The sequence below is a fragment of the Variovorax durovernensis genome (assembly GCF_977011995.1).
In genome coordinates this window covers 512,483-532,395 of sequence record NZ_CDRNCW010000001.1, presented here as the reverse complement: position 1 = coordinate 532,395, position 19,913 = coordinate 512,483, and the positions used below count along the sequence as shown (strand labels likewise).

At 68.5% G+C, this 19,913-nt stretch carries 20 protein-coding genes; 9 read left to right on the top strand and 11 right to left on the bottom strand.

What is annotated here, in order from left to right; all coding sequences use genetic code 11:
* Positions 1 to 59 precede the first annotated feature (59 nt).
* The 4 genes from ACWV14_RS02475 to gtdA all read right to left on the bottom strand — a co-directional run bounded on the left by ACWV14_RS02475 (position 60) and on the right by gtdA (position 4,266).
* Positions 60 to 1,046 carry a Bug family tripartite tricarboxylate transporter substrate binding protein gene (locus ACWV14_RS02475; RefSeq protein ID WP_454902386.1) on the bottom strand — a complete coding sequence of 329 codons (987 nt, stop codon included), beginning with the start codon at positions 1,044 to 1,046 and terminating at the stop codon, positions 60 to 62.
* 53 nt (positions 1,047 to 1,099) lie between these two features.
* Entirely contained in the window at positions 1,100 to 2,323 is a 1,224-nt protein-coding gene (locus ACWV14_RS02470; RefSeq protein WP_454902384.1) for a 3-hydroxybenzoate 6-monooxygenase, read from the bottom strand.
* Between the two features lie 29 nt (positions 2,324 to 2,352).
* Complete coding sequence (locus ACWV14_RS02465) at positions 2,353 to 3,057, bottom strand: fumarylacetoacetate hydrolase family protein (RefSeq protein ID WP_454902382.1); 705 nt, start codon at positions 3,055 to 3,057, stop codon at positions 2,353 to 2,355.
* 147 nt (positions 3,058 to 3,204) lie between these two features.
* Positions 3,205 to 4,266 (bottom strand): gentisate 1,2-dioxygenase, encoded by a 1,062-nt coding sequence (gene gtdA / locus ACWV14_RS02460; RefSeq protein ID WP_454902380.1) that lies wholly within the window; start codon positions 4,264 to 4,266, stop codon positions 3,205 to 3,207.
* Positions 4,267 to 4,386: 120 nt separating this feature from the next.
* Here gtdA and ACWV14_RS02455 point away from each other — a divergent pair, with 120 nt between their 5' ends.
* From ACWV14_RS02455 to ACWV14_RS02430, 6 genes are all read left to right on the top strand, one after another.
* Positions 4,387 to 5,283 carry a LysR family transcriptional regulator gene (locus ACWV14_RS02455; protein ID WP_454902378.1) on the top strand — a complete coding sequence of 299 codons (897 nt, stop codon included), beginning with the start codon at positions 4,387 to 4,389 and terminating at the stop codon, positions 5,281 to 5,283.
* A 61-nt stretch (positions 5,284 to 5,344) separates the two neighbouring features.
* Positions 5,345 to 5,794, top strand: coding sequence for an acyl-CoA thioesterase (locus ACWV14_RS02450; RefSeq protein WP_454902376.1), 450 nt, complete (start codon positions 5,345 to 5,347; stop codon positions 5,792 to 5,794).
* 89 nt (positions 5,795 to 5,883) lie between these two features.
* Positions 5,884 to 6,354 (top strand): phasin family protein, encoded by a 471-nt coding sequence (locus ACWV14_RS02445; RefSeq protein ID WP_454902374.1) that lies wholly within the window; start codon positions 5,884 to 5,886, stop codon positions 6,352 to 6,354.
* Positions 6,355 to 6,495: 141 nt separating this feature from the next.
* Positions 6,496 to 7,191, top strand: a complete 696-nt coding sequence (locus ACWV14_RS02440; protein WP_454902372.1) for a TetR/AcrR family transcriptional regulator — start codon at positions 6,496 to 6,498, stop codon at positions 7,189 to 7,191.
* Between the two features lie 8 nt (positions 7,192 to 7,199).
* Positions 7,200 to 8,045, top strand: coding sequence for a hypothetical protein (locus tag ACWV14_RS02435; RefSeq protein ID WP_454902370.1), 846 nt, complete (start codon positions 7,200 to 7,202; stop codon positions 8,043 to 8,045).
* A 67-nt stretch (positions 8,046 to 8,112) separates the two neighbouring features.
* A complete protein-coding gene (locus ACWV14_RS02430; RefSeq protein WP_007835415.1) occupies positions 8,113 to 8,370 on the top strand; it encodes an acyl-CoA-binding protein in 258 nt (85 codons plus the stop codon).
* A 17-nt stretch (positions 8,371 to 8,387) separates the two neighbouring features.
* On the opposite strand, the gene ACWV14_RS02425 is transcribed toward ACWV14_RS02430, so the two are convergent.
* The 4 genes from ACWV14_RS02425 to ACWV14_RS02410 are packed head-to-tail and all read right to left on the bottom strand — an operon-like array spanning position 8,388 to position 13,133.
* On the bottom strand, positions 8,388 to 9,629 hold the full coding sequence (locus tag ACWV14_RS02425) for a CaiB/BaiF CoA transferase family protein (RefSeq protein WP_454902368.1): 1,242 nt from the start codon (positions 9,627 to 9,629) through the stop codon (positions 8,388 to 8,390).
* Between the two features lie 12 nt (positions 9,630 to 9,641).
* Positions 9,642 to 9,959: a polyhydroxyalkanoic acid system family protein gene (locus ACWV14_RS02420; RefSeq protein ID WP_454902366.1), complete on the bottom strand. Its 318-nt coding sequence runs from the start codon at positions 9,957 to 9,959 to the stop codon at positions 9,642 to 9,644.
* Positions 9,952 to 11,076, bottom strand: a complete 1,125-nt coding sequence (locus ACWV14_RS02415) for an aminopeptidase (RefSeq protein WP_454902364.1) — start codon at positions 11,074 to 11,076, stop codon at positions 9,952 to 9,954. Before ACWV14_RS02415 ends, ACWV14_RS02420 begins: the two co-directional genes overlap by 8 nt.
* Entirely contained in the window at positions 11,073 to 13,133 is a 2,061-nt protein-coding gene (locus tag ACWV14_RS02410; RefSeq protein ID WP_454902363.1) for a molybdopterin-containing oxidoreductase family protein, read from the bottom strand. The genes ACWV14_RS02415 and ACWV14_RS02410 overlap by 4 nt, the downstream gene beginning before the upstream one ends.
* A gap of 51 nt (positions 13,134 to 13,184) precedes the next feature.
* On the opposite strand from ACWV14_RS02410, the gene ACWV14_RS02405 reads away from it, so the two are divergent.
* Entirely contained in the window at positions 13,185 to 14,315 is a 1,131-nt protein-coding gene (locus tag ACWV14_RS02405; protein ID WP_454902361.1) for an ABC transporter substrate-binding protein, read from the top strand.
* On the opposite strand, the gene ACWV14_RS02400 is transcribed toward ACWV14_RS02405, so the two are convergent.
* The 3 genes from ACWV14_RS02400 to ACWV14_RS02390 all read right to left on the bottom strand — a co-directional run bounded on the left by ACWV14_RS02400 (position 14,305) and on the right by ACWV14_RS02390 (position 17,215).
* Positions 14,305 to 15,399: a M14 family metallopeptidase gene (locus tag ACWV14_RS02400; protein ID WP_454902359.1), complete on the bottom strand. Its 1,095-nt coding sequence runs from the start codon at positions 15,397 to 15,399 to the stop codon at positions 14,305 to 14,307. The genes ACWV14_RS02405 and ACWV14_RS02400 overlap by 11 nt on opposite strands.
* A gap of 7 nt (positions 15,400 to 15,406) precedes the next feature.
* Positions 15,407 to 16,609 carry a M20 aminoacylase family protein gene (locus ACWV14_RS02395; RefSeq protein WP_454902357.1) on the bottom strand — a complete coding sequence of 401 codons (1,203 nt, stop codon included), beginning with the start codon at positions 16,607 to 16,609 and terminating at the stop codon, positions 15,407 to 15,409.
* An 84-nt stretch (positions 16,610 to 16,693) separates the two neighbouring features.
* Positions 16,694 to 17,215 (bottom strand): nucleoside deaminase, encoded by a 522-nt coding sequence (locus ACWV14_RS02390; RefSeq protein WP_454902356.1) that lies wholly within the window; start codon positions 17,213 to 17,215, stop codon positions 16,694 to 16,696.
* Positions 17,216 to 17,349: 134 nt separating this feature from the next.
* On the opposite strand from ACWV14_RS02390, the gene argE reads away from it, so the two are divergent.
* A complete protein-coding gene (argE, locus tag ACWV14_RS02385; protein WP_422088697.1) occupies positions 17,350 to 18,516 on the top strand; it encodes an acetylornithine deacetylase in 1,167 nt (388 codons plus the stop codon).
* Between the two features lie 125 nt (positions 18,517 to 18,641).
* Complete coding sequence (locus ACWV14_RS02380; RefSeq protein WP_454912677.1) at positions 18,642 to 19,895, top strand: DUF445 domain-containing protein; 1,254 nt, start codon at positions 18,642 to 18,644, stop codon at positions 19,893 to 19,895.
* Positions 19,896 to 19,913 lie beyond the last annotated feature (18 nt).

Sequence of the window (19,913 nt, the reverse complement as noted above, 5' to 3'; positions counted from 1 at the left end):
AAAGGCAACGAGGGCCAGCTTAACTGCCTGACAGAACACCGGGCAAGACGCGGGCCGCGCTAATCGAGGCTGATGTTGCCCCTGCGCACCAGCTCGCCATACACCTTCGACTTGGCCTCGGCATTGCGCTCGATTTCCTCGGGCGACCAGGCCAGCGGCTCGAAGGCGAAGGTGTCGAAGCGGGCTCGGATCTCGGGATCGGCGATGACCTTGGCCACGTCGGCGTTGATCTTCGCCTTCACGGCCGCCGGCACGCCCTTGGGTGCGAGCAGCGACACGAACGAATTGACCTCCAGCGAAGCCGGGCCGCCGGCCTCGGCCATGGTCGGCACATCGGGCATCTGCGGAATGCGCCGGGGCGCCGCGACGGCCAGGTAGCGCAGCTTGCCGGCCTTGTAGATGCCCTGGCTCGACGGAATGCTCGCGAAGGCCCACGGCACTTCGCCGGTGCCCACGTTGGAATACAGCTGCGACACCTCTCGGTACGGCGCATGGCGCATGCGGATGCCGGTGAGCGCCTCGAGCTGCTGCGCGCCCAGGTGGCCGGGGCTGCCGACGCCCCACGAGCCATAGACGATGGCGTCCGGCTCTGCCTTGGCGGCGGCGATCAGGTCGCCCATGTTCTTCCACTTCGAGTCGGTGCCCACCGCCACGAAGAAAGGCGTGCGAAACAGCGAGGCCACCGGGTCGAAGTGCTGCAGCGTCACGAAGTTCTTCGACTTGTACAGGTGCGGCAGCGCGGCGATGTGCTCGCTGTCGAGCTGCAGCAGCGTGTAGCCGTCGGGCGCGGCGCGGCGGGCCTGGTCGATGGCGATGAAGCCGCCGCCGCCGGGCTTGTTGTCGATCAGCACGCGCTGGTTCCACAGGCGCGAGAGCTTGTCGGACACCAGGCGCAGCACCGCGTCGGGGCCGCTGCCGGCCGCGAACGGCGTGACCAGCGTCACAGGCTTGCTGGGGAAGTCGCCGGCCTGTGCCAGAGCGGCGGTGGTGGCGGTGGCGGCAGTCACGGCGAGGATGCCGGTCAGCAGTGCGCGCGGGAAGTTCATGCTTTGTCTCCTGGGCCTTTGGCCTCGAATAGTGATGATGAAGGGAACAGGTTTCAGCGCGGCGAAAGCGCCTGGGGCGCATCGTCCAGGCAGTGCTCGGGCCGCCATGCGTAGAGCCACTCGACCGCATCGTAGAAGCGTTCGGGCGTGCGGCCGGCCCAGAGGCTGTTGCGCACCAGCCGCTCCACGCCCTTGGCGTGATAGATGCGGCCCATCTCGCGCACCGACAGCACCACGCGCGCGGTGCGGGCGACGCGTGCCGCCTCGTACAGCTTGAACGCGGCGGTCATGTCGAAGTCGCAGGCTTTCACGGCTTCGCCCAGCGTTACCGCGTCTTCGAGCGCCATGCAGGCGCCCTGCGCGAGGTACTGCATCATGGGATGCGCCGCGTCGCCCAGCAGCGTGGCCGGGCCGTCGCTCCAGCGCTCGACCGGGTCACGGTCTGCGGTGCTCCAGCGGCGCCACGAGGTCGGGCGGTCCAGCAACTGGCGCGGTCGCGCGTGCACGCCCTCGAAGTAAGACAGCACTTCTTCCTTGCTGCCGTCGGTCACGCCCCACTGTTCCCGCTCGCGGCTGTGGAAGGTGACGACCAGGTTGTATTGCTCGCCGTGGCGCAGCGGGTAGTGCACCAGGTGGCAGTCGGGGCCGGCCCAGACCACCGGCGCGTTCCAGCACAGGTCGGCCGGCATGTCGGCGGCCGGCACCACCGCGCGATAGACCACGTGGCCCGACACGCGCGGCGCATCGCCGATGAGTCTGGCGCGCACCACCGACTTCACCCCGTCGCAGCCGACGATGGCGCCGGCCTTGAAGCGGCGGCCGTCGGTGGTGACAGCCGTCACGCCCTGGGTGCCAATGTCGAGCGCCTCGACCTGCGCCGAGGTGTGGAAGCGGATCAGCGGATGCTGCTTCACCGCCTCGTGGATCGCGCCGTGCAGGTCGGCGCGGTGGCTCACCGCATACGGGTTCCCGAAGCGCGCGCGGAAGGCTTCGCCCACCGGCACGGAGGCCACTTCGCCGCAATCGACGGCGTCCATCATCACCAGCCGGTCGGTAAACACCGAGCCCCGGCGCACCGCCTCGCCCACGCCCAGCGCATCGAGCGCGGCGAAGGCGTTGGGGCCCAGTTGCAGGCCGGCGCCGATCTCGCCGATGGTGGCGCTCTGCTCCAGCAGGTCGATGGACACGCCAAGGCGCGCCAGCGCCAGCGCCGCGGCCATGCCGCCAATGCCGCCGCCGACCAGCAGCACGGAGGGGGGATTCTTCGAAAGGGTCATGGCGCGGGCCTGTGCGATCGGGAAAAGACTCAGTCGATTCGGACCGTCAGCGACGGCAGGCGCTCGATGCTCACCTTGATGGTCTGGCCGGCCTTCACCGCGCCCACGCCTTCGGGCGTGCCGGTGAAGATCAGGTCGCCGGGCTGCAGCGTGAAGAGCGTCGACAGGTTGGCGATGACCTCGTTCACCGACCAGATCAGGTGCGTGATGTCGCTGTTCTGGCGCACCTGGCCGTCGACTTCGAGGGTGATGGCGCCGGCGTTGATCTCGCCCACGTCGGCCAGCGTGCGCAACGGCGCGATGGGCGCGGAGAAGTCGAAGGCCTTGCCGATCTCCCAGGGGCGGCCCTGTTCGCGCATCTTCATCTGCAGGTCGCGGCGGGTCATGTCCAGGCCCACGGCATAGCTGTGGATGTGGCTGGCGGCTTCTTCGACCTTGATGTCCTTGCCGCCCTTGCCGATGGCCACGACCAGCTCGGCTTCATAGTGGTAGTTGCTGGTGAGCGGCGGGTACGGAATGCTGCCGGTCGCGCCTTCGGCCACGGGCACCACCGAAGCGTCGTCATTCGGCTTGCAGAAGAAGAACGGCGGCTCGCGGTCGGGGTCGAAGCCCATCTCGCGCGCATGGGCCGCGTAGTTGCGGCCGACGCAGTACACGCGGCGCACGGGGAACAGCTTGTCGGAATCCACGATGGGCAGGCCGACGATGGAAGGAGGCGTGAAAACGAAGGACATGGGAGGTTCCTGCCGCGCATGGCGGCAAACGGTCAACAAAAGAAAAAAAGAAATTCGGCCGGCGCCGGGCCGCCCCAAGGCGGCCGAGCCTCCCCCTCGGGGGGTGGCGAATTACACGAAGCGAAGCGCAGTGAAAAGCCGGGTGGGTCAACATCCTTCGAGGAAGGCTTCGCGCAGGATGCCCATGGCCTGCTGCACGGGGCGGTCGGAGAAGCTGAAGAGCACGGCGTCTTCGTTCGGCGAAGACAGCCGCAGCGGCGCCCACGACGGCACCACGAAGGTGTCGCGCGGACCGAAGTCGAAGCGCTGGCCCGCGATGTCGGCACTGCCGTGGCCTTCGACCACGCTGTACACCGCGCCGTCGGTGGCGCGGTGGGTCTTGCCCGCAAAGCCCTTGGGCAGCAGCTGCAGGTTGGTCGAGATGGTCGGCATCGGCGAGCCGCCGGTCAGCGGGTTCACGTAGCGCAGCTTGTGGCCCAGCCACGCATCGGGCGTTTCCTGCTTCTGCAACTGGGCCAATGCCTCGCGGCTGCGCGCATAGGGGTAGTTGAAGATCGGCGAGGTGGCCGACACATGGTCGTGGCGCACCGGCACCATGTTGTGGCCGAAGCGCGCGAGGCTGTTGCCTTCGGGGCGCGACACATGCTGCACCTTGGCGTCGTCGTTCTCGGCAAAGCCGGCGTCGAAGAAGCGCAGCATCGGGATGTCGAGTCCGTCGAGCCACACCACCGGCTCCACCGTGCCGCCGATGCCCTCGTTGCCGTGATCGTGCCAGGCCCAGGATGGCGTGATGATGAAGTCGCCGGGGTACATGGTGGTGCGCTCGCCGCCCACCGTGGTGTAGGCCCCCTTGCCGTCGACGATGAAGCGCAGCGCCGACTGCACGTGGCGGTGCGAAGGCGCCACCTCGCCCGGCATGATGAGCTGCAGGCCGGCATACAGCGACTGCGTGATCGACGAGTTGCCGGGCAGCGCCGGGTTCTCGAGCACCAGCACGCGGCGCACGGCTTCTTCGGCGGTGATGAGGTCGGCCGACTCCATCAGCAGCGGGCGGATCTCGTCGTAGCGCCACAGCGCGGGCACGCAGGGCGTCTGCGGTTCGCGCGGCACGAGTGCGTGCAGCGATTCCCACAGCGGCGTGAGGTTCAGCGGGCGGATGCGGGCGTAGTAGTCGCGGCGCTCTGCCGCGTTGGAGGGAACGGGTTTCATTGGCGTGGGTTGTCTGCGTGGCGGCATTGTTGGCCCGCACCACTATTTACTCAAGACCGGTAGCCAATACACGGAATCCGGAATTTCGATAATGGTGCCTTTCGCTGCGGAAAGCACTCCATGTCCAGGCTCGATCTCGAATGGCTCGCCGTGTTCGACGAGGTCTACAAGACCGGCAACGTCTCCAAGGCGGCCGAACGGCTGGGCATGGCGCAGTCGGCGGCCAGCACAGCGCTGAACAAGCTGCGCGCGCACTTCGACGACCGCCTCTTCACCCGCACCGCGCAGGGCATGCAGCCCACGCCGCACGCGGAGCGCATCTACCCGAACCTGCGCGAGGCGCTGGGCCAGCTGGCGCAGGCCCAGGGCAACCGCAGCAGCTTCGACCCCGCGCAGGCGCAGCGGCGCTTTCGCATCTGCATGACGGACATCAGCGAGGTGGTGCTGCTGCCAGGCCTGCTCGACCACCTGCGGCATGCGGCGCCGGGGGTGCACATCGAGACCGAGATCATCTCCACCATCAGCGGCCGCCGCCTGCAGGACGGCGAGGTCGACCTGGCCGTGGGCTTCATGCCGCAGCTGGACGCGGGCTTCTACCAGCAGACGCTGTTCATGCAGAACTTCGTGTGCCTGGCGGCGCAGAACCATCCGCGCATCGGCGCGCGGCTCACGCGCAAGCGCTTCGAGGCGGAGGCGCATGCGGTGGTGTCCACGTCGGGCACGGGGCATGCCATCGTCGACACCACGCTTGCTCGGCTGGGGCTCAAGCGCAACGTGGTGGTGCGGCTGTCGAGCTTCCTGAGCGTGGCGCGCATCGTGGCGCACACCGAGCTGCTGGTGGTGGTGCCCCGCATCCTGGGCAAGGTACTGGCCACGCAGGAGCCGGTGAAGCTGCTGGAGCCGCCCTTCTCGCTGCCCGACTACGCGGTGAAGCAGCACTGGCACGAGCGCTTCCACGCCGACCCGGGTAACGCGTGGCTGCGGCGCACGCTGGCCCAGCTGTTCAGCGGCGCCTGAGAGGGCGTCCGCTCGCATAATCGCGGGCACCCCACACCAGCCACTCCAGAAAAGGCGAACCATGTCCTCGATCACCCTGCGCTTTCTTGCCGAGCCGAACACCGTCAACTTCGGCGGCAAGGTCCACGGCGGCACGGTCATGAAGTGGATCGACGAGGCCGGCTACGCCTGCGCGACCAGCTGGGCCAAGCGCTACTGCGTCACCGCCTTCATCGGCAGCATCCGCTTCCACCGGCCGATCATGATCGGCGACCTCGTCGAGGTGGAAGCCCGCCTGGCCTACACCGGCAAGACCAGCATGAACATCTCGGTCGAGGTGCGCAGCGGCGACATGAAGGGCGGCGCGATGGAGAAGACCACCGAATGCCTGATCGTCTTCGTGTCGGTCGACTCCCACGGGCGGCCATTGGCGGTCGAGAGCTTCATGCCAGGCACCCCGGGCGAAATGGCGCTGGCCGAGCGCGCCAAGGCGCACCTGGACGCCAGCCGCGCCGCCGGCGCGACACCCTGAGTCCAGCGCTAGGCGCAAAGCCCTAATCGCGAGCACCGGGGGCCGCTAGAGTCCTGCGATCGATTCGAATCTTTCAAGGAACACCTCGCATGGCCTCCCAGGACGACAACAACAAAGCCGCCGACCGCATCAAGGACTCCGCCCAGCAGATCTGGCTGGCCGGGCTCGGTGCCTTCGCGAAGATGCAGCAGGAAGGCAGCAAGGCCTTCGAGGCGCTGGTCAAGGACGGCGCCGGCATGCAGAAGAAGACCCAGCAGGCCGCCGAGGAAACGCTGGCCCAGGCCCAGCAGCGCATGGCCGGCTTCGCGAGCGAGTTCGGCACCAAGGCGGCCGGGCAGTGGGGCAAGCTGGAAAACATCTTCGAGGAACGCGTGGCGCGCGCGCTCGACAAGCTCGGCGCCCCCTCGGCCGCCGACATGGCCGCGCTGCAGGCACGCGTCGATGCGCTCGAGGCCCAGCTGAAGAAGCAGGCGGCCGCGGCTCCCCGCAAGGCCGCGGCCCGCAAGACGGCGGCTCCAGCCGCCAGGAAGACCACCTTGCGCCGCAGCAAGGCCGACTGAACCTCCTCGCCGGCCCGCATCGGCCGGCGGGTATTGCGGCACTGCACAAGAAAACAGCCCCGCAAAACATGCACCGCGCCATTCATGGTGCAGTGCACATGCGCTAGAGTGCCTTCAAGAGACAACCGGGGGCACCGAGACATGGCAAAGAAGGCGCCACGCCGCACAGCGCAACGCATCCTCGAAGCCGCATTGGACCTGTTCAACCGCTTCGGGGAGCCGAACGTCTCGACCACCCTGGTGGCAGGCGAACTCAACATCAGTCCGGGCAACCTGTACTACCACTACCCTGCCAAGGAAGAGCTGATCAACAAGCTCTACGAAGGCTACGAAGCCGAGCTCAACGAACTGCTGCACGCAAGCGAAGGCGTGCACGACGTGGAAGACGCCTGGTTCTTCATGCACAGCCTGTTCGAGCTGATCTGGCGCTACCGCTTCCTGTACCGCGACCTCAACGACCTGCTGAGCAAGAACCGCCACCTGGAAACCCAGTTCCAGCTGGTGCTGGAGAACAAGGCCCGCGCCATCCGCCAGCTGATCGCCGGGCTGAGCCGCGCCGGCCACCTGGAGATCGATGCGCACGAGGTCGGCACCCTGGCGCACAGCATGGTGGTGGTGCTGACCTACTGGCTCAGCTACGAGTACGTGCGCAACCCGCGCGAGGCGCTGGAGCCGGCGCATGCCCAGGGCGCGCTGATGCGCGGCGGCAAGCACACGCTGCACCTGCTGGCGCCGTACCTCGGCACCGAGCAAAGGCGGCATCTGCTGACATTGAGCAATGCCTACGGCGCGGAAGATGCCGCCAACGCGACGTCCCCGGTCGATATGGCGGCCTAGACAAGACCATGCCCCACTCCGATTTCAAACCGCTCTCGCTGATGTCCGGCGGCGCCGCGGCCGCCGCCACCGCCGTGGAACCGTGGACGCCCCTGCCCTACGCCGACACGCCCCACTACGACGCCCGCAGCGTCCTGGCGCACTGGCCGCGCCTGCATGCGGGCCACGACCACATGCCGCCGCCCGCCGCGGACACGCCGCTCGCCGAGGGCTGGGCGCTGTACCACAGCGGCGAATTTGAGCGCGCGACCACGGTCGGCCTGCTGCACGGCGCCGAAGGCATGGTGCTGGCCAACCAGGCCACCGCCATCTACGCCAACTACCTGGAGCCGCGCGAATCCGTGCGGCTCACCATGTTCCGCCAGGTGATCGAGCGCGCCGGCGCGCAGGTGCTGGCCGATCCCGGCAATTGCCAGGCCCTCTACTGGCAGGCCTATGCGCTGGGCCGCTACAGCCAGGGCATCAGCGTGGCGCGCGCGCTGGCGCAAGGGCTGGGCAGCAAGCTCAAGGGCGCGCTCGAACACGTGATCGAGCTTCAGCCGGGGCATGCCGATGCGCACGTTGCGCTGGCGGCGTTCCACGCCGAGGTGATCGACAAGGTCGGCGCGCTGGTCGGGCGCATGACCTACGGCGTGCGGGCCGAGACCTCGATCGAGCTGTTCGAACGCGGCCTGGCGCTGAACCCCGATTCGGCCGCCGGAATGATGGAATACGCCCGCGCGCTGCTGATGCTGCACGGCGAGTCGCGCATGCACGAGGCCACGCAGTGGTTCGAGAAGGCCGCCGCGCTGAAGCCGGCCGACGCCCGGGAGCGGCTGGACGTGGAACTGGCGCGTGCAGGCCTGCGCGACTGACGCCGGTACTTTCAAGTACCACGCGATTTAAGATGCGCGTTTTCAGCTTTTCAATTCGACGAAGCCCATGTCCGACCTCAACGCCCAATTCGAAGCCGCCCAGGCCAACTCCAAGCTGCTCGCCGAGCGCCCCGACAACCCGACGCTGCTGAAGATCTACGGCCTGTTCAAGCAGGCCACCGAAGGCGACAACACCGCCAAGAAGCCGAGCTTCAGCGACATCGTCGCGCGTGCCAAGTGGGACGCCTGGACCGCGCAGAAAGGCGCGAGCGCCGATGAAGCCAAGCAGAAGTACATCGACCTGATCGAATCGCTGCGCGGCTGACCGGTCAACCGCCGGCCCTATCCCACGATCCCGCGCGCATGCAGCGCGGCGATCTGTTCTTCGCTCAGCCCGATTTCCTTCAGCACCGCATCGGTGTCCGCGCCCACTGCCGGTGCGTTGTGCCGGTGGCTGGCCGGCGTGAGCGACAGCTTGGGCACGAATCCCGGCACGGCCAGCTGGCTGCCGTCGTTCATTCGCACCTGCTGCAGCATGCCGCGCGCCGCGTAGTGCGGATCGGCAGCGATGTCGGCGATGGTGTAGATACGCCCGGCCGGCACGTGCGCCGCGTCGAGCGCGGCCAGCACTTCTTCCACCCTGTGCCGCGCGGTCCAGTCGCCGATGGCGGCGTCCAGTATCTCGACCTGTGCGACGCGCCCGGCGTTGCCGGCCAGTGCCGGGTCGGCGGCCAGGTCGGGCCGCCCGATGCATTCCATGAGCCTGCGGAAGATGCTGTCGCCGTTGCCCGCGACGATGGCGTAGCCGCCGTCAGCGCAGCGGTAGGCGTTGGTCGGCGCAATGCCCGGCAAGGCGCTGCCGGCCGCCTCGCGCACCGCACCGAAGGCGTCGTATTCGGGCAGCAGGCTTTCCATGCAGTTGAACACCGCCTCGTAAAGCGCCACGTCGATCACCTGCCCGCGGCCCTTGGGGTATTCGGCGCTCACCGTCGCATGCCGGTGCTGCATGGCCAGCAGCACGCCGATCACGCCGTGCAGCGAGGCCAGCGTGTCGCCGATCGACACGCCCACGCGCACCGGCACGCGGCCCGGCTCGCCGGTGAGGTGGCGCAGCCCGCCCATGGCCTCGGCCACCACGCCGAAGCCGGGCCGGTCGCGGTACGGCCCGGTCTGGCCGTAGCCGCTGATGCGCAGCATGACGAGCGCGGGGTTGGCGGCCAGCAGCTCGTCGGGGCCCAGGCCCCAGCCTTCCATCGCGCCGGGGCGGAAGTTCTCGATCAGCACGTCGGCCTCGGCCGCGAGCTTGCGCACCACGGCCTGCGCCTCGGGTTCGCGCAGGTCGAGCGCCAGCGAGCGCTTGTTGCGCGACTGCACCTGCCACCAGACCGAGGTGCCGTCCTTCAGCAGCCGCCAGCTGCGCAGCGGATCGCCCGTGCCGGGCGGCTCGATCTTGACGACCTCCGCGCCGAAGTCGGCCAGCGTGCGTGCCGCGAACGGCCCCGCGATCAGCTGGCCGAGTTCGATGACCTTGAGGCCGGCCAGCGGACCGGCGACATGAGAGGAGGAGGTTGCCGCCGCGGTCATGCCCCGGAACGCTCAGGCCAGCCGGGTGCCGCCGCCGCCGGGCGCGCCGAGCAGCGCGTCGAGGTTGCGCGTGATCTTCTGCTCGATGACCTCGCTGAAGCTGCCGAACAAGAAGCCCAGCGTCGCGTCGAGCGTGAAGGTATTGGCCGTGACCTCGACCGTGCCGTCGATGCCGGCGCGGGTGAACTGCGCCACGTCGCGGTCCTCGCCCTCGGTGTAGGCGCATTCGAGGCCGAATTCCTCCTGGGCCTGCTTCACCCACTGGCGCGCGACTTCGCGTGCGCCGGCAATGCCAAGCGCGTGGTTGCGTTCGATATGGATGTCAGGCACCGGGATCTTCCTTGTTGTCTTTGGGGCTGGAATGGGTCTGCAGCACGCCGCTGGCCGTCTGCAGTGCGGCGCGGCGCGCCTGCTCGGTCGACAGCGCGGCAATGCGCTTGACCTCAGTGTAGAAGCGCGGCCAGTCGCGGCCTTCACGCTCGAAGAGTTGCTCGAAGCTCGGCACCAGGTCGTCGTAGGCGCCCTGCGCACCGAAGGCCGCATTGTTGGCGCGCGCCACCCAGGCGTCGTAGGCGTTCTGGCGCGGGCCGCTCCAGCCGGCCTTCAGACTGGCGTAGCGCTCGCGGAAGTCGGCCATGACGGCCTGCTTCATGGTCTCTACCCTGGCCCAGTCCTTGGCCTTGGCTTCAGGCGACTCGTAGACCTTCATCAGCGCGCGGCGGGTGTCGAGCGCAAGCGCGCGGAAGTCCTGGCGCTGCCTGTCGAACTGAGCGTATTCGCTGCGGGCCGGCTCGCCGGCCTCGCGCTGCAGCCACATCGCGCCGCCGATGCGCTCGACCGCGGTGGCGTAAGACTCGTTGAACACCGTGTCGCCCGGCACGTAGAGCACCTGGTGCGCCAGTTCGTGGAACACGATGCGCGCCAACTCGCCCTCCGGATAGCCGATGAAGGTGGACAGCAGCGGATCGCCGCCGGCCCAGTTCATCCAGCCGAGCGTGGAGTACGCGGGCACGGGGTAGACGGCCACCTCCATGCCTTCTTTCTTCTGCGCCTCGGCTTCGGTCCTGGCCGAGGCTTCGTCGTAGTAGCCGCGATAGCCCACGCAGCCCGCCACCGGGAAGCACCAGCTCTTGAGCGTGAGCGAATACGGCGGCGCGGCCACCACGTTCCACACGGCGGCGGCGCGGTGCAGGTCGGCGTACGACTTGTAGCTGGGGTTGTCGGGCAGGCCGAGCTCGGAAGAAGCGAAGCGGCGGATGCGCTGCGTGAGTTCGAGCTTGGCTTTCAGCGCCGCGGACACCGCCGGGTCGGCCAGCCACTCGGGCACGGGCTTGGCGGCCCGCATGATGCCGATGTGGCCGCTGGCCGACTGCCAGTAGTAGCCGAGGTCGGCACAGCCGGTCAGGAACACCGAGCCTGCCAGCGCGAGCGCTGAAAGCAGCTTCACGCCCTCTCGACCTCGACGAGGCAGTCGTAGAAGGTGGGGCCGCGGCCGATGTCGGTCAGGCGCTGGCTGGTGAGTTCGTTGACGTTGGTGCCGTCCATGCCGAGCTTGCGCCACCAGATGCCCATGCCATGCACCACGCCCTGTCGCGCGCGGCGCGAGACCTCGGCGCGGCAGCGGTGCTCGCCGCGCTTGTTGAACACGCGCACCAGGGCGCCGTCCTCGATGCCGCGCGCGGCGGCGTCGGCCTCGTGGATCTCCAGCAGCGGCTCGACCTCGATGGCGCGCAGGCTCGTCACGTTGACGAAGGTCGAATTGAGGAAGTTGCGCGCCGGCGGCGAGATCATGGCCAGCGGGAACTCGGTCGAGCTGCCGGCCGGCTCCCAGTTGGGCACGTGGTCGGGCAGGCCGTTCATGCCCATGGCCTCCAGCCGCGCGCTGAAGAATTCGCAGCGGCCCGAAGGCGTTGGGAACTTGCCTTCGGCGAAAGGCGCTTGCGGCAGCTTCAGGCTGGTGAAGCCTTGCTCCAGCAGTTGCGGGAAGTCGATCGCGTTCTCGGCGAAGGCGGTGCGGCACAGCGTCTCGTCGGAATCGGAGAAGCAGGGCTCGTCGAAGCCCATGCGGCGCGCCAGTTCGCGGAACACCCAGGCGTTGCTGCGGGCCTCGCCGCGCGGCGCCACGGCCGGGCGGTTCAGCAGCACGTCGGTGTGGCCGTAGCTGCAGTGGATGTCCCAGTGCTCCAGCTGCGTGGTGGCGGGCAGCAGGTAGTCGGCGTAGTCGGCGGTGTCGGTGCGGAACTGCTCGAGCACCACGGTGAACAGGTCTTCGCGCGCGAAGCCCGCAGCCACCTTGGCCGATTCGGGTGCCACCGCCACCGGATTGCTGTTGTAGACCACGATGGCCTTCACCGGGTTGGCGGTGTCCAGCAGCGCGTCGCCGATGGTGCTCATGTTGATGGTGCGCGGCTTGCGCCCGGCCAGCAGGTCGGGGCGCTGCAGCGCGGCGCGGTCGACCGGGTAGTGGCCCGAGCTGCTCAGCAGCAGGCCGCCCGCGCGGTCGCGCCAGGCCCCCACCAGCGCCGGCAGGCAGGCGATGGCGCGGGCCGCGTTGCCGCCGCCGCGCACGCGCTGCATGCCGTAGTTCAGGCGGATCGCGGCCGGCTTCGTGGTGCCGTAGGCCCTGGCCAGCGAGACGATCTGCTCTTCGGGAATGCCGCAGACCTCGGCCGCGCGCGACGGCGGCCATTGCAGCGCGCGCTCGCGCAGCTGCTCCCAGCCCAGCGTGTGGCTGGCGATGTAGTCGTGGTCGAGCCAGTCGTGCACGATCAGCTCGTGCATCAGGGCCAGCGCCAGCGCGACGTCGGTGCCGGGCAGCAGCGCGATGTGCTCGTCGCACTTGTCGGCGGTTTCGGTGCGGCGCGGGTCGATGCACACCAGCCGGGCGCCGGCGCGCTTGGCGGCCTGGGCGTGGCGCCAGAAATGCAGGTTGCTGGCGATGGAGTTGCTGCCCCAGATCAATATGAGCTTGGCCTCGGCGAAGAACTCGATGCGCATGCCGACCTTGGCGCCCAGCGTGTAGACCATGGCCTCGCCGCCGGCCATGGAGCAGATGGTGCGGTCCAGCAGGGTGGCGCCCAGCTTGTGGAAGAAGCGCCGGTCCATCGACTCGCCCTGCACAAGGCCCATGGTGCCCGCATAGCTGTAGGGGACAATACCTTCGGGTTTTCCCTGTAATACTCGAAGATGCGCGGCGATGTCGTCCAGCGCGGCGTCCCAGCTCACCGGCTCGAACTGGCCGCTGCCCTTGGGTCCGACGCGCTTGAGTGGCTGAACCAGCCGCTCGGCGTGGTCGTTGCGCTCTATGTAGCGCGACACCTTGGTGCAAAGCACGCCGCCGGTGTGCGAATGCGCGGCATTGCCCTGCAGCTTCACGGCCACGCCGTCCTTGACTGTGGTGACGAGCGCGCAGGTGTCCGGGCAGTCATGGGGGCAGGCCCCCAGCACGGTGGACGTGGCGGGCGGGGGTGCTTCTTCGAGCAGGGAATCCGGTGCGTGGGGCATCGGGCAAGTCTAATTTGTGCGCGAGTCAGAGCGCGGGAGTGGGTTTTCAACATGACGATGAATCGACGACATTTTTCGCTGGCCGCCGGCGCGGCCGCCGCGCTGGGCGGCTTCGGCATCGCCCGGGCTCAGGGCGACACGCCCCTGGTGCTGGGCCAGTCGGCGCCGTTCAGCGGGCCGTCCGCCCAACTGGGCATCCAGTTCAACCAGGGCGCCAAGCTGTTCCTGGACCAGTACAACGCCCAGCCGGGCCGCCGCAACCTGGTCATCAAGAACCTGGACGACGGCTACGAGCCCGACCGCTGCGCCGCCAACACGCAGAAGTTCATCGAGGAAGACGTGTTCGCCCTGTTCGGCTATGTCGGCACGCCTACCAGCCTGGCGGCGCTGCCGCTGGCGGTGAAGGACAAGGTGCCCTTCGTGGCCCCCTTCACCGGCGCGATGTCGCTGCGCGAGCCCTTCCAGAAGAACGTGTTCCACCTGCGCGCCTCGTACAACGACGAGACGGCGCTCATGGTGAAGCAGCTCACCCACCTGGGCCTGAAGAAGATCGCGGTCTTCTACCAGAACGACGCCTACGGCAAGGCCGGGCTCGACGGCGTGACGCTGGCGCTCGGCGAGCAGCAGCTCAAGCCGGTCGCACTGGCCACCGTGGAGCGCAACTCGGCCGACGTGGCCCAGGCCGTGAAGACGATCGTCGCGGCGCGGCCCGACGCGGTGGTGCAGGTGGGCGCGTACAAGGCATGCGCGACCTTCATCCGCGAGGCGCGCAAGGCGGGCTACGGCGGCACCTTCTTCAACATGTCCTTCGTGGGCACGCAGGCCCTGGCGGACGAACTGGGCAAGGACGCGGCCGGCGTGATGATCACCCAGGTGGTGCCCTCGCCCTACAACCAGGCCAATGCGCTGGCACGCGAGTTCGCCGAAGCGGTGCGCAAGGCCGGCAACGGCGCGAGCGCAAACTTCTCGAGCATGGAAGGCTACCTGGCCGCGAAGGTGCTGGTCGAGGGCCTGCGCAAGGCGCCGGGCAAGCCTGCGCGCGAGAGCCTCATCGCAGGGCTGGAGAGCATCGACCGTCAGCAGTTCGGCGGATTCGAGGTGTCGTTCTCCTCGAAGAACCACGTGGCTTCGAAGTTCGTCGAGCTGTCGATGCTGACCGGAGACGGCCGGGTCAGGACCTGAGACCGTCCACGGCCTGGAACATCGCCTGGCGGGCCTGGCTGACGATCTGCCCGCGCCACGCATCGGTGTCGGTATAGAAGGCCTCCACCATCCGCGCGCGGATCGAATCCGCCAGGTCGGCCGGCGCATCCGGGTGCTTGTGCAGCCAGTGGTCGGCGCGCAGCGCGCCCGTCACCTCCAGGATCGGCAGCGTGCCGTATTCGAGCGCGATGCCCGTGTACTCGGCCTGCGGGCACTCTTCGTACATGGCGTCCCACATCAGCCCGCGCAGCAACGCCGAGGTCGACGAGCCGTCGTAGATCGAGGTGACCGGCGCGGCCGGCGTACCCCACCAGGCGTTGGCGCGGGCGTAGGCGACCTTGTCGTCGCGGCAGGCGAAGATGCGCTCGCCCAGGCCGTTCGGGCCCAGGCCCGTGTGCAGGTCGATCCAGGCCACGCGCCGGGCCTTGCCCGCATGGCGCTTCAGCACGCCGCGGATGGTCCTGTTGCTCCAGGTCGGCGCCTTGCCGCCGAAGAACAGGCCGTCGTCGAACTGGTACTGGCCGCTGGTGACGGCCGCCTGGTAAGCGGTGGCGCCGTGCTTCTCGATCCACTTGGCCACGGCCGCCTGGTTCTCGGGCGTGGGCGGCCAGGTGGCGGGCAGCAGCAGTTCGTGCAGCTTGGCGTAGGGCTCGTTGACCGGCACCGGCTTCGAGAAATCGATGAAGTTGCGGTTCAGGTCGACGTTCTCGTGCGTGACGCGCCGGCCGTACGAAAAGCCGTGCGGGTTGAGCGCATGCACGTACAGCACCGCAACGCCCTGCGCCTTCGCCTTCTCGCGCCATTCGGCGTCGTGCAGCGCGAACACCTGCACGCCGCTGCCGCAGTGGCCTTCCACGCCGTGGCAGGCGCTGGTGACGATCAGCAGATGCTCGGCATCGGCATTGCCGTCGAGCGCCACGTCCATCGACAGCTCTTCGCCGTCGCGCCCCTTGAGCGGATGCGCATGCGGCTCGACCGTGAGGCCGGCGCTCACGCAGGCCTGCAGGAACTTCTGGCGCGCCTGCGCGTAACGCGGCGAAAAGGCTTCGGGAATGGCGATCATCGGGCGGTCACTCCGCGGCGCTGCCGGGCTTGAGGAACTGCTCGGCGATCTGCACCCAGCAGGTGGCGCCCAGCGGAATGAGATCGTCGTTGAAGTCGTAGCTCGCGTTGTGCAGCGTGCACGGGCCCTCGCCGTGGTGCACGTCGCGGTGCGCGCCGTCGCCGTTGCCGATGAATGCATAGGCGCCGGGCTTGGCCTGCAGCATGAAGGCGAAGTCTTCCGAGGTCATGGCCGCCTCCTGCTTCAGCACGTTCTCGGGCCCGACGATGCCGCCCATCACGCGGCGCGCGAAGTCGGCCTCGGCCTCGGTGTTGACGGTGGGCGGGTAGTAGCGCTCGAAGCGGAACTCGCAGGTGGCGTCGTGCGCGGCGCAGATGTTGTCGGCGATCTGCTTCATCTTCGCTTCGATCAGGTCGAGCACCTCCAGCGAGAAGGTGCGCACCGTGCCCGACAGCTCGCAGTTGTCGGGGATCACGTTGTTGGCTTCGCCCGCATGGATGGTGGTGACCGAGATCACGGCCGAATCGGTCGGCTTCATCTTGCGCGTGAGGATGGTCTGGAAGGCCTGCACGATCTCGCAGGCAATCGGCACCGGGTCGATGCCGGTCTGCGGCAGCGCCGCATGGCCGCCCTTGCCGACCACGTTGACGAAGAACTTGTTGCCCGACGCCATCACCGGGCCGGGGCTCACCGCGAACTGGCCGGCCTTCATGCCGGGCCAGTTGTGCATGCCGAAGACGGCATCCATGGGGAACTGCTCGAACAGCCCTTCCTTGATCATTTCGCGGGCACCGCCGCCGCCCTCTTCCGCCGGCTGGAAGATCAGGTACACGGTGCCGTCGAAATTGCGGTTCTTCGCCAGGTGCTGCGCGGCCGCCAGCAGCATGGCGGTGTGGCCGTCGTGCCCGCAGGCGTGCATCTTGCCGTGGTGCTTGCTGGCGTGGGCGAAGGTGTTGAGCTCGGTGACGGGCAGCGCGTCCATGTCGGCGCGCAGGCCGACGGCGCGGTTGCTGGTGCCGTTCTTGACGATGCCCACCACGCCGGTGGTGCCGAGGCCCCGGTGGATGGGAATGCCCCATTCGGTGAGCTTGCCTGCCACCACGTCGGCGGTGCGGACTTCTTCGAAACAGAGTTCGGGATGGGCGTGGAGGTCACGCCGCACGGCGGCGATGCCGGCCGCCTGCGTGACGAGCGAATCGATGAGTTTCATGGCGTGGAGGTCTCAAAATGCCAGTCTATCCACTCTGCCCGCGCGAGGCACCGCGTAGATACACGCAAGCCCGCGCGCACCCGCTCAGTGCGCGGCATGCCAGAAGCCCCGGTGCGGTGCGGCCGCCTCGTCCTCGAGCAGCGGGCCGACCACCTCGACCTTGTGCTGCCCGCGCACGAACACCTCGCGGCAGGGCAGCGAGAAGGTCGGGTTCTCGGGGTGGTCGCCGGTCAGGCCCAGCAGCGTGTGTTCCGACAGCGCATAGACCACGCGGCCGATGTTCGTCCAGTAGATGGCGCCCGCGCACATGCAGCAGGGCTCGGCGCTGGTGAACAGCGTGCAGCGCGCCAGTTGCTCGGGCGTGAGCAGCCGCGCGGCCTGCGCGGCGGCCACCAGCTCGGCGTGCTGCGTGGGGTCGCCCTCGGGCGGCATGGAGTTGTTGCCGGCGCTGGCGACGACCTCGCCGTGTTCGTCGGCCACCAGCGCGGCGAAGGGATGGCGACCGCGCGCCTTCGATTCGTCCGACAGGCGGATGGCCATGCGCAGCAGTTCGAGGTCGCGCGGCGATAGCTCGGCCGGCGTGGCGGGATATGCGTGAGCGTTCATGGAAATGTTCGGGATAAAAAAGAAAGGGCGGCATGCCCCGGATCGATGCACCACAAGCGTGGCAGATCATCGCCGAGAGCCCGGCGGCATGGGCATGTGCACGCATCGTGCCGACTTCCGGGAGAATGCAGCGCATGCTCCACACGCTTTCCCCCCAAAGCCTCCTGCTGGCCCAGACCCTGGTGCGCATGAACACCGTCAGTGCCAACAGCAATCTCGAACTGATCGACTTCGCGCAGAGCCACCTGAAGGCCCTGGGCGTGCAAAGCCGCATTACCTACAACGCCGAGCGCACCAAGGCCAACCTGTTCGCCACGCTGGGCGAAGGCAAGCCGGCCGGCGTCATCGTCTCGGGCCACACCGACACGGTGCCCTGGGACGGACAGGACTGGAGCGTCGACCCGCTCTCGGCCGTCGTGCAGAACGAGCGCCTCTACGGGCGCGGCTCGGCCGACATGAAGAGCTTCATCGCCATCGCGCTGGCCAATGCCCATCGCTTCCTCGAAAGCGACTCCCCCTTCGCGGTGCACTTCGCCTTCAGCTATGAAGAAGAGATCGGCTGCTTCGGCGTGAAGGAACTGATCGCCGACATGCGCGACGCCGGCATCAAGCCGCTGGCCTGCATCGTGGGCGAGCCCACCAGCATGGTGCCGGCCATCGCGCACAAGGGCGTGTATCGCTACAAGTGCTGCGTGCGCGGCAAGGAGGCGCATTCGTCGCTCACGCCGAAGTCGGTCAATGCCATCGAGATGGCGGCGCGCGTGATCGGCAAGGTGCGCGACATGGCGGAAGACTTCGAGCGCAACGAACCGCGCTACGAGGGCTTCGACGTGCCCTTCAGCACCGCCAGCGTGGGCCAGTTCCACGGCGGCATCGCCGACAACGTGGTGCCGCGCGACGCGGAGTTCCGCTACGAGTTCCGCGACCTGCCGACCGCCGATGCCAGGCGCATGCAGGCCGACGTGGTTGCCTATGCGGGCAGCATCGAGCCGGCGATGAAGAAGGTGGCGCCGGATGCGGGCTTCAGCTTCGAGACGATCTGCGAAATTCCGAGTTTCCTGGGCGCGGCCGACAACCCTGTCACCAAGCTGGCGCAGCGCCTGTCGGGCGAAGAAGGCACCACGCTGGTGGCTTTCGGCACCGAGGCGGGCCTGTTCAAGAACGCCGGCATTCCCACGGTGGTGTGCGGGCCGGGCAGCATCGAGCAGGCTCACCAGCCCGACGAGTTCGTGAGCCTCGAGCAACTCGCGCGTTGCGAGCTGTTCATGGAGCGGCTGGCTTCTTCTCCTGCCATCGGCTGACGCGTGTCGGCCGGGTTTGTGGTCCGTCGGTTTTCGGGGCTCGCTCATGCCGACGGGGACATTCGCGGAGGGGAGCACCCGGTGGCCTGCGCACTCGCCCCGGACAGAACCAACACGACCCTCAATTGACAGAACAAAGCAACGGCCTGCAGCAAATGAAGCGCATCGCACTAGGCCTGCTGTGCGGCGCCGCCGTGCTCTACGCGGTAGCCAGCGTGCTGCATGCGCAGCACCCGGCCTGGGGCTACGTCGCCGCGTTCGCCGAGGCCGCGATGGTCGGCGCCATTGCCGACTGGTTCGCGGTGGTGGCGCTGTTCCGCCATCCGCTGGGCCTGCCGATCCCGCACACGGCCATCATCCCCAGCAACAAGGACCGCATCGGCGCCAAGCTCGCCGGCTTCATCTGCGACAACTTCCTGAGCACCGCGCAGGTGCTCGGCAAGCTGCGGGAATTCGACACGGCCGGCCGCATCGCCGGCTGGCTGGCCCGGCCCGAGAGCGGCCAGAAACTCGGCGAATGGGGCGTGGCCGCCACGCGCTACGGACTCACCGCCTTCGACGACGAACGGGTGCGCGACTTCATGGGCCGCGCCGCCGCGGCCGGCCTCGAAAAAATCGACCTTTCGCGCCTCACCGGCCAGGCGCTCGATGCGCTCACCGCCGGCGGACGCCACCAGGCGCTGCTCGACGACGTGTTGCAGCAGGTGGCCGGCCTGCTCGAAGGCGAGGAGGTGCAGGCGCACATCACCGAAGCCATTGCGCGCGAGATCAAGACGCTGCGCTACGTGGGCCTCGACCAGGTGGCCGCCAAGCTGGCCACCCGCAAGATCGTGGCGGCCGTGGCGCACACCATCGGCGAGCTGGCGGCCGAGCCCGACCATCCGATGCGCCGGCGCTTCGACCACTTCGTCGACGACTTCGTGGTGCGCCTGAAGCTCGACCCCGAGTTCCAGCAGCGCGGCGAGCAGATCCGCGCCGAACTCATCGCGCACCCGGCCCTGGGCGACTACCTGCACGGCCTGTGGGGCGAACTGCTCGCGTGGCTGCACGACGACCTGGGCCGCGGCGACTCGACCATCCGCCGGCGCATCGCCTCGATGGCAGGCGCGCTCGGCACCCGGCTGCAGGGCGACGAGGCCATCCGCCGCTGGATCAACGAGCAGATCGAGGCTGCGGCGCCGCTGGCCATCGAGCGCTACCGCGAGGACATCCGCCGCTACATCGAGCAGCGCGTGGGCGAGTGGAACGCGCAGGAAATGACGGTGGAACTGGAGCGGCACATCGGGCGCGACCTGCAGTTCATCCGCATCAACGGCACGCTGGTGGGCGGGCTGGTGGGGCTGCTGATCCATACCGTCACGCAGCTGCTGCGCGGCTAGGCCGCGGCTGAATGGCGG

Excerpts from the sequence above, each read along its gene's own strand:
- gtdA (WP_454902380.1), bottom strand. The coding sequence starts at position 4,266 with ATGAAACCCGTTCCCTCCAACGCGGCAGAGCGCCGCGACTACTACGCC.
- ACWV14_RS02445 (WP_454902374.1), top strand. The coding sequence starts at position 5,884 with ATGGCCTCCCAGGACGACAACAACAAAGCCGCCGACCGCATCAAGGAC.
- ACWV14_RS02390 (WP_454902356.1), bottom strand. The coding sequence starts at position 17,215 with ATGAACGCTCACGCATATCCCGCCACGCCGGCCGAGCTATCGCCGCGC.
- ACWV14_RS02435 (WP_454902370.1), top strand. The coding sequence starts at position 7,200 with ATGCCCCACTCCGATTTCAAACCGCTCTCGCTGATGTCCGGCGGCGCC.
- ACWV14_RS02450 (WP_454902376.1), top strand. The coding sequence starts at position 5,345 with ATGTCCTCGATCACCCTGCGCTTTCTTGCCGAGCCGAACACCGTCAAC.
- ACWV14_RS02395 (WP_454902357.1), bottom strand. The coding sequence starts at position 16,609 with ATGAAACTCATCGATTCGCTCGTCACGCAGGCGGCCGGCATCGCCGCC.
- ACWV14_RS02440 (WP_454902372.1), top strand. The coding sequence starts at position 6,496 with ATGGCAAAGAAGGCGCCACGCCGCACAGCGCAACGCATCCTCGAAGCC.
- ACWV14_RS02465 (WP_454902382.1), bottom strand. The coding sequence starts at position 3,057 with ATGTCCTTCGTTTTCACGCCTCCTTCCATCGTCGGCCTGCCCATCGTG.
- ACWV14_RS02410 (WP_454902363.1), bottom strand. The coding sequence starts at position 13,133 with ATGCCCCACGCACCGGATTCCCTGCTCGAAGAAGCACCCCCGCCCGCC.
- ACWV14_RS02470 (WP_454902384.1), bottom strand. The coding sequence starts at position 2,323 with ATGACCCTTTCGAAGAATCCCCCCTCCGTGCTGCTGGTCGGCGGCGGC.
- ACWV14_RS02430 (WP_007835415.1), top strand. The coding sequence starts at position 8,113 with ATGTCCGACCTCAACGCCCAATTCGAAGCCGCCCAGGCCAACTCCAAG.
- ACWV14_RS02400 (WP_454902359.1), bottom strand. The coding sequence starts at position 15,399 with ATGATCGCCATTCCCGAAGCCTTTTCGCCGCGTTACGCGCAGGCGCGC.
- ACWV14_RS02455 (WP_454902378.1), top strand. The coding sequence starts at position 4,387 with ATGTCCAGGCTCGATCTCGAATGGCTCGCCGTGTTCGACGAGGTCTAC.
- ACWV14_RS02425 (WP_454902368.1), bottom strand. The coding sequence starts at position 9,629 with ATGACCGCGGCGGCAACCTCCTCCTCTCATGTCGCCGGTCCGCTGGCC.
- argE (WP_422088697.1), top strand. The coding sequence starts at position 17,350 with ATGCTCCACACGCTTTCCCCCCAAAGCCTCCTGCTGGCCCAGACCCTG.
- ACWV14_RS02405 (WP_454902361.1), top strand. The coding sequence starts at position 13,185 with ATGACGATGAATCGACGACATTTTTCGCTGGCCGCCGGCGCGGCCGCC.
- ACWV14_RS02475 (WP_454902386.1), bottom strand. The coding sequence starts at position 1,046 with ATGAACTTCCCGCGCGCACTGCTGACCGGCATCCTCGCCGTGACTGCC.